Annotated in this window: 7 protein-coding genes; 2 read left to right on the top strand and 5 right to left on the bottom strand. The window is 56.6% G+C overall.

Annotated features, from left to right (window positions below):
- Positions 1-350 precede the first annotated feature (350 nt).
- Together FHX08_RS27560 and FHX08_RS27565 are read right to left on the bottom strand one after the other, a co-directional pair.
- Entirely contained in the window at positions 351-593 is a 243-nt protein-coding gene (locus FHX08_RS27560) for a DUF2934 domain-containing protein (RefSeq protein WP_132658527.1), read from the bottom strand.
- Positions 594-683: 90 nt separating this feature from the next.
- A complete protein-coding gene (locus tag FHX08_RS27565) occupies positions 684-1,304 on the bottom strand; it encodes a DUF1684 domain-containing protein (RefSeq protein WP_184328028.1) in 621 nt (206 codons plus the stop codon).
- A 553-nt stretch (positions 1,305-1,857) separates the two neighbouring features.
- Here FHX08_RS27565 and FHX08_RS27570 point away from each other — a divergent pair.
- A complete protein-coding gene (locus FHX08_RS27570) occupies positions 1,858-2,238 on the top strand; it encodes a response regulator (RefSeq protein WP_132658525.1) in 381 nt (126 codons plus the stop codon).
- Positions 2,239-2,837: 599 nt separating this feature from the next.
- On the opposite strand, the gene FHX08_RS27575 is transcribed toward FHX08_RS27570, so the two are convergent.
- Complete coding sequence (locus FHX08_RS27575) at positions 2,838-3,407, bottom strand: type 1 glutamine amidotransferase domain-containing protein (protein ID WP_184328029.1); 570 nt, start codon at positions 3,405-3,407, stop codon at positions 2,838-2,840.
- A gap of 724 nt (positions 3,408-4,131) precedes the next feature.
- On the opposite strand from FHX08_RS27575, the gene FHX08_RS27580 reads away from it, so the two are divergent.
- Positions 4,132-4,530, top strand: coding sequence for a hypothetical protein (locus FHX08_RS27580; protein ID WP_184328030.1), 399 nt, complete (start codon positions 4,132-4,134; stop codon positions 4,528-4,530).
- A gap of 194 nt (positions 4,531-4,724) precedes the next feature.
- Here FHX08_RS27580 and FHX08_RS27585 read toward each other — a convergent pair whose 3' ends face one another.
- Positions 4,725-4,880, bottom strand: coding sequence for a hypothetical protein (locus tag FHX08_RS27585; RefSeq protein ID WP_246698398.1), 156 nt, complete (start codon positions 4,878-4,880; stop codon positions 4,725-4,727).
- Positions 4,881-5,237: 357 nt separating this feature from the next.
- Positions 5,238-5,489 (bottom strand): hypothetical protein, encoded by a 252-nt coding sequence (locus tag FHX08_RS27590; RefSeq protein ID WP_132658650.1) that lies wholly within the window; start codon positions 5,487-5,489, stop codon positions 5,238-5,240.
- Positions 5,490-6,392 lie beyond the last annotated feature (903 nt).

The following is a 6,392-nucleotide window of genomic DNA, read 5'->3' on the forward strand; positions in this document are numbered from 1 at the left end:
GCTTGAACGCGATAACAAGGGGACACGCTCAACACTGCGCGCCGTTTCGATAGTGGGAGCCATCACATGGCGCACTAATGTGAAGAATGGCTGCGACTGCCGGAAACGTTCCCGAGCCCACCCGAAGGCCGTGCCCGGTAGCAGGGGAACGGAGAGGATGGAGGCAATGCGCCAGAGGGGCAGGCCGCACCTACATCACTCCGTGCCAGCGGAGGATGTCCGAGATTTTCATATCCAACTGGGAAATGCACGACTGGTCAAGGTTCCTGACAAGGAATCTAGACCCGGCATTGCCGTTCGGACCGCTGCGCCCAAAAGGCTGGCCCTCAGTGCAGGCCATCGGGTACTTGTCAGTCAGCGCTCGACACGGAAGGCGGCCTGAGATCTACCGCTGATGGCGCTTCTGCGCCCTGGCCATTGAACTGGCTGTCGGCTTCCTGGTTTGCGTCGGTCACCTCGGCGGCGTCCGTCTCTACTGCTTCGCCGTCCTCGTCTGCGCGCCGCCAGTGATCGAGATGTCGTCCTTCGGGGCGACCTTCTGCCTCCCAAATTCTGTAGGCGCGCTCTCGCCGTGCTTGCTCGCGATCTCCCATGGAAAAGCTCCTTGCTTGATGTGAGCCTTAAACGGGCGTCCGGTGCCCAAGTTCCGGTGCGAACGTTCTGCCTTTCTGCACTAGACGCTTTCATGCCGAAATAGGATGCCGTTCTCCGGCTCTTACCGCGCCCGCCAGCCGATTGCCCGATGGTGCCAATGGGCAGACGTAGCGAGATGAATAAGCGCACGAAGGAAAATAGGAGAAGTTGAAATCGAGCACTAGTTTACCGTCCGGCCGGACAACCCCAAGGTCTGCTCCCTTGATGGTGTCAAGAAGGTATCGGCCGCCACCATACGTCTCGCTTCCTGATGTCGCATCGGCAAACGGCAGGAAGACGCCACCGCCGTAACCCTCAATCCAGTAAAGGGTCAGTTCGCCACCAAGTCTAGCGTCCAAACCGGTGGTGCGTGCAAACGAACGCATCGACAACTCACCATCCGATCCCGTAGCGATGGTCATGTGATCCGCGGTTACTGGAACGAGCTCTACCGCCAGGCGCAACGATGCATCATAAGGAAACGTTGTCGGCCCGTGATAGGTCTTACGGTCTTGTGCTTCGATTGGGGACTGAGGATGGTCGCGAAACATCTTCGAACGAGTGTCACACCAAGTTCTCCAGGCATCGGTAACATTCTCGTTGAAACGCACCTGGTAATAGAGGTTTGCGATCTTCTCGCGCCAGTCCCAAAGCTGTTCAGTTTCGTTCAATTCATTATCTCCCGTGACCGAAAACGCCGCGCCGCTTTCTCTGATCTAAAACCTCGCCAACGTTAAAAGCCAGCGTGTGATCGGGTGTGTTGCACTGCCCGCGTCAATTACGGGTGACGTTTAAGTGCGGAGTCAACAACGACTGAAAGATAACTAAAAATGCTTCAGCAGGCTATCGGCCCGGCCCCACTAGCTTTAGAGACGGACCGTCGGTCACGGAGCTTCGCCAGCGAACAATCTTCGGGCAAAAAATGAGGTCTGCGACACGTGCATAGCGCATGGCTCCATTGCGCGAATTTGCCTACTCGTTGGGCTAGACAAGCATAAATTGTCGGTATCGAAGCGTTGCATTCCTCCGGCGATTCTTCGGACTTGAGTGACCTCGTCCTCCTCCCAGAGTTCATTCTCTATCGAACCGCGGCATCCTCCTCCCAGCGGTCGTTCATGTGATCAAGAAGCCTGTCGCACCTCTTCCCGCAACAGGCTCATTAGTCCACGCGACTGGGTCATCTTACCCATCGGCCCGTTCGCTCCCGAAATGAGAGAATGCGAGATGATCAAAGACAAAGCCATCAGCGTACTCGTGGTCGACGACGAGGCGTTGGTCAGATTGGCAACGAAGTCCTTACTCGAAGATGCCGGTATGATGGTTGTCGAAGCGAGCAATTATGCAGACGCGGTTGCCATCCTTGAGACATCTCAGAACATCGACGTGCTGTTAACAGACATCCGCATGCCCGGAGAACTGGACGGACTTGCGCTCGCTACCTTCACGAAGGTACGCTGGTCGTCGGTGAAAGTCATGGTGATATCCGGTGATCGTGAAACAACCCAATCGGATATTCCTACGGGGGTACGGTTCTTCGCCAAGCCGTATGAAAGCCGGCAGCTGATAGCTACCATCCAAGGCGAGGTCCTTGGATATGCTGGCTGATACGTATCAGAGGTTCCGTTTGGAAGGGCTCCCGTTTGGTATGAAAAATTTCTGTGGCGCACGCCTGAGACGCCGCCGTCCTGAAGGTGATGAAGACGAATGATGATGGCACCGTCACCACCTATGACAGAGCCATCCCTCACGAGGAGGCGATCCCGGCCTCTGAGGCGTTCCTCCATGAAAGCTCATCATGACGAAGAACGCCATTGCCTGGAGGGAGACAACCGCGACAATCCTTCCGATCTTGAAAGCGCTCAAATGTGAACCCACCTGAAAGGACGCACCCGACCAACGACCGCCTGCCGCGAAATGAATTCGCCTGCTTGGCGTGTCCGGGTGAAAGAGGGCGCTCCCCATGACGGGTCGAGCGCCCTCTGTCTTTAGTGCGGAGTCGTCGGCCACTCTGGTCAAGGTGCTATCGCGGCGAGGAAGGGGCCACGCTAAAATCGACTGTCGAACAACAGACGCCTCCAGTTTCATCGTCTTCCCTCAAGCAATTCATTTCACGCCGTTCGTCGCCCGGATGGTCCGGCGTTTCCATGTGTTATAGCCGCCGCCCCTTCTTGAAATTTGCGAGGATTTTGGATGCTTCCGGAGAGTCAGGCCCTACGAGCTTGTTTGGGATGCTTGCCCTCGGCGAACTCCTCGACGATCTTCGCGCAGAAGGCCCGGAGATCATCTGGCTTTCGACTGGTGACCAATCCCTTGTCGGTCACGACTTCCTCGTCGACCCAGACGCCGCCCGCGTTCTCGATATCCCTACGGATCGATGAATAAGAGGTGACCGTCCGCCCCTTGAGAACATCTGCTTCGACCAGCAGCCAAGGGCCGTGGCAGATTACCCCCACCGGCTTCGCTTGCTCAAAAAATGCGGTCACGAAAGAGACGATATCCTGGTTCGCCCTCAGCTTGTCGGCACCAACCGTGCCGCCCGGAATGACGAGACCATCGAAGTCCGACGCGGAAACATCCTTCACAGCTTTGTCGACCCTATAGCTTCTGCCTGGGTCCAGGTCGCCGTTGTTCGTCTTCGCCTCTCCCGTCTCGATACCAACGACAGTGACGGTTGCGCCCGCGGCCTCCACAGCCTCCTTCGGCTGCTTGAACTCGGGATCTTCGGTCCCCCGCGGCGCGATCAGGACAGCAATTTTCTTACCTGCCAGGGTCATGAGGTTCTCCTTATTTAATGAGAATTGACACAAGTGTCAAAATTTAAACCTCGAAGAGAACTCGATGTTCCGCCATCAGGCGATCAATTCCCTGCGGGGCGCAAGGCTATCGCTGGACAGGCGAAAACGATGGCAGCGCTCCTCGTCAATCGACGTTGCGGAAGAAGTGCTGGAGGATGAGTCTGCGGTATCTTCGCTCCGAGATCTACCGCTGGGAGGAGGTCGAGCCAATCATAAGCAGAATGGCCGCATTCGAGCTGTTCCGATCCTGGGTCTATCGCGGTAGGCTTTGGATCCGGCGGCAGCGAGTCTCGGTATGTTGCCCGGGCGAAGACGTACGCTTTGCTGCACGTTCGTTGGATATGCCGACGGTCGCCTAGCCGCCAGATCCGTTCCCATGAATTGAAATCCACCGGCAGCATGGCGATTTTGAACCCGAGCCTTTGGCCAAAGATGTTCGCCGAGGCACCACTCAGGTTGTCGGTTGAGCACAACGCGCGCCTCGCGATCAGGTGATCCGGTCGTGTCAACCCGTATTGAGCATCGATCAACAGAGCGTTTTTAAACGACTTTGAAAACCCGACGGGCCTTCCAGCGCGGGGATCTTCAGGGACGCATGCCCTAGAAAATATAGGAGCAGATCCAATTTCTCTCCGTTTGCACCGTTTGGATCCTGCCGATATTAGGCCATGGATATCACGTCATCGAGACGAGAAGGCACATCATGCTCAAAGGACACGCCCTATTTGCTGTAGCACTTGTGTTTGCGTCCACGGCCGCCGCTCATGAAAATCCATATCCTGGGCGGCCCGGCTTGGCTTATCCCGAGGCCACGCCCGAGGAAACAGCCAATTGCAGCGACCTCGAAAAGACGGTCAGCGGCTTTAACCCGCCAGTGGAGGAGCGCGTTGACTTGTGGGCCTCGGGGCCCATAACGATGGTGGAGACCGACAAGGTTCTTTGGTATGTCGCGATCTGCGCCCTTCCGGGAGCGAGGGTTTTGTGCGTGACCTACTCAGAAAATGGAATGAAGGTCGGCGACATGGTCACAGTGCGTGGTGCTATGAGAATCCAAGATGCACATCACATCGTGCTTGACCCCTGCCTTGCGTCTCGCGATTGATTTCGCGGGCCTAGGGCTTTTTAGATCGAGACTGTAGATGGGATCCCTCGACCGTCATCGCATCTGCGTCACAGTGTGACGGATACTGGCCGCTCGCCCGCGAACCGGACCGCACGATCGGAGCGTCTGTGGCATCCGTTTTCGGTGAATTGATGTGCCCGGCACTTAGGTCCGTTCGGACGAGGCGCATAAGGTCACTTGCGGTTCGAAAACTGCGGGGCCGGAATACGATCTTTCGAATCGGCGCGGCCGGTTCGCGGATCGACTTCCGTGACGCCGTCACCGGCCTCACGACTCCCGCCCATGTTGACCGGCGGGGCACGTTGATCGTCGCTATTGATGTCCGGCATGGCATCATCTTGCCTGTCTTCGTTGAGAGACTTGGGCGGCAACTTTACGGACTCTGGTGTTGGCTTAGGCATTTCTGGTTCTCCTTTTGTAGGACAACTCAAGCGGCCTCGGGAGGTTCCCTGGTCTGATCCAGGAAGGGATGCAGGCAACCACATCGTCGGAGAGGTTGCCGAACGCGTCTCGGCGCATATGCGCGTCATTGAGTCTAGCCAACGTGAACGGACCTCGCTTCCAAGTGCCGCCGTCCGCAACTCCCCATCGCCAGTTCATCATCTGGTTCGGGGAAAGACCAAAGCCAAGCTAGGTAGGCCACCAAGTCTCGAGCAATGTAAACCGTGCGTCGGTGGCGATTGCGATCACTTGGCCTGATGAAGATTATCGAGGAGACACATCTCCAGCTCGTTACAAACGCTCACATAGTGTTCGTGAAGCATTCTGTCTTCGCCGCCAACGGTCCCATATTTTTCACGGCTCCTTAACGCGTCGCCATAGGTCTCAATTAGTTCGGTAAAGTAATGCGCCACCGATGCTTGCCGCTGCAGCTCTGGATATTGTTCCAGCAAACGTCTGAGGCCAAAATGAAAACTATCGGAAACAACCTCTTTCACTTCCCACCGCCTGTAACGCCGCCAACATTGACGTGACACCACGCCTGGCTCGCGGCGTAGAAACTATGGCAGTTAATAATAGTTCCAATGAGTTCTTGCTGTGGGCGGCGATGGCTCCCCCGACAAGTATTGAGCTTCCTGAAACGAAGACTAGCCCACCCACGAGGCGCCATCTTGGACGTTTTGGCTTGATCTGACACTGCGTCACCCCGCCCCATCGGAAATTGTGAGAGATTGGGGAAGAGAGCGGAGTAAAAAGCAACGGTCTCCGCTCTCGTGCCGATTGTGCAGTATCAGCTGGTGGAGCTTAACCATGCCGTGCGGTTGGGAGTCTCGTGAAAAATGCGTGACACGTGACGCCCGTCACATCGCCGCAACCTTGGCCTGATTCTGATCCGATCGATCGGCGCCTTTCCAATTCCGTGCGAAGGACCTAGTTCGGATTGATCAAGATCAACAGCGTGCGATCAGCCGCGAGATCGTCATCCCCACAGGAGATATCGTCCAGGGCGTATAGATGAAGTTGTGAAGGGCAGACGAACCGGAATGAATCGCGGCTTTGATAGGGTCGGCAGGTGCGATGCGACCGGGTTCGATGAACCCGGCCGTGATGGCGGAGATGGCCTGATATTATTGCGGGGCCAGCGAGAAGCCTTCGCGGAGCGATGCGTGGCTCATGTAGCACAGGTGAGCCAGCACAGGACGTAGTGGAAGAAGTATGCCCACAGCCTGTCGGTATTCGACATCTAGTCGAGGGGCTCAGAGCGAGAGCTCTTTGGCTTGTGCGTTGATCTTCTCACAGGCATCTCCGAGCGGATCGCGCATCGGCACCAGTGGTGAAACGCCGAGTAGGAGAAGCGCTTTGAAATGCATCCAGCCGCCTCCCAGCACTGGCGCATAGGA

Origin of the sequence: Rhizobium sp. BK529, assembly GCF_014194105.1 — a bacterium.
In the GTDB taxonomy this organism is placed as follows: Bacteria; Pseudomonadota; Alphaproteobacteria; order Rhizobiales; family Rhizobiaceae; genus Rhizobium.

Bases quoted from the DNA above. Each gene is read 5' to 3' on its own strand.
- FHX08_RS27575 (WP_184328029.1), bottom strand. From the start codon at position 3,407: ATGACCCTGGCAGGTAAGAAAATTGCTGTCCTGATCGCGCCGCGGGGG.
- FHX08_RS27580 (WP_184328030.1), top strand. From the start codon at position 4,132: ATGCTCAAAGGACACGCCCTATTTGCTGTAGCACTTGTGTTTGCGTCC.
- FHX08_RS27585 (WP_246698398.1), bottom strand. From the start codon at position 4,880: ATGCCGGACATCAATAGCGACGATCAACGTGCCCCGCCGGTCAACATG.
- FHX08_RS27570 (WP_132658525.1), top strand. From the start codon at position 1,858: ATGATCAAAGACAAAGCCATCAGCGTACTCGTGGTCGACGACGAGGCG.
- FHX08_RS27560 (WP_132658527.1), bottom strand. From the start codon at position 593: ATGGGAGATCGCGAGCAAGCACGGCGAGAGCGCGCCTACAGAATTTGG.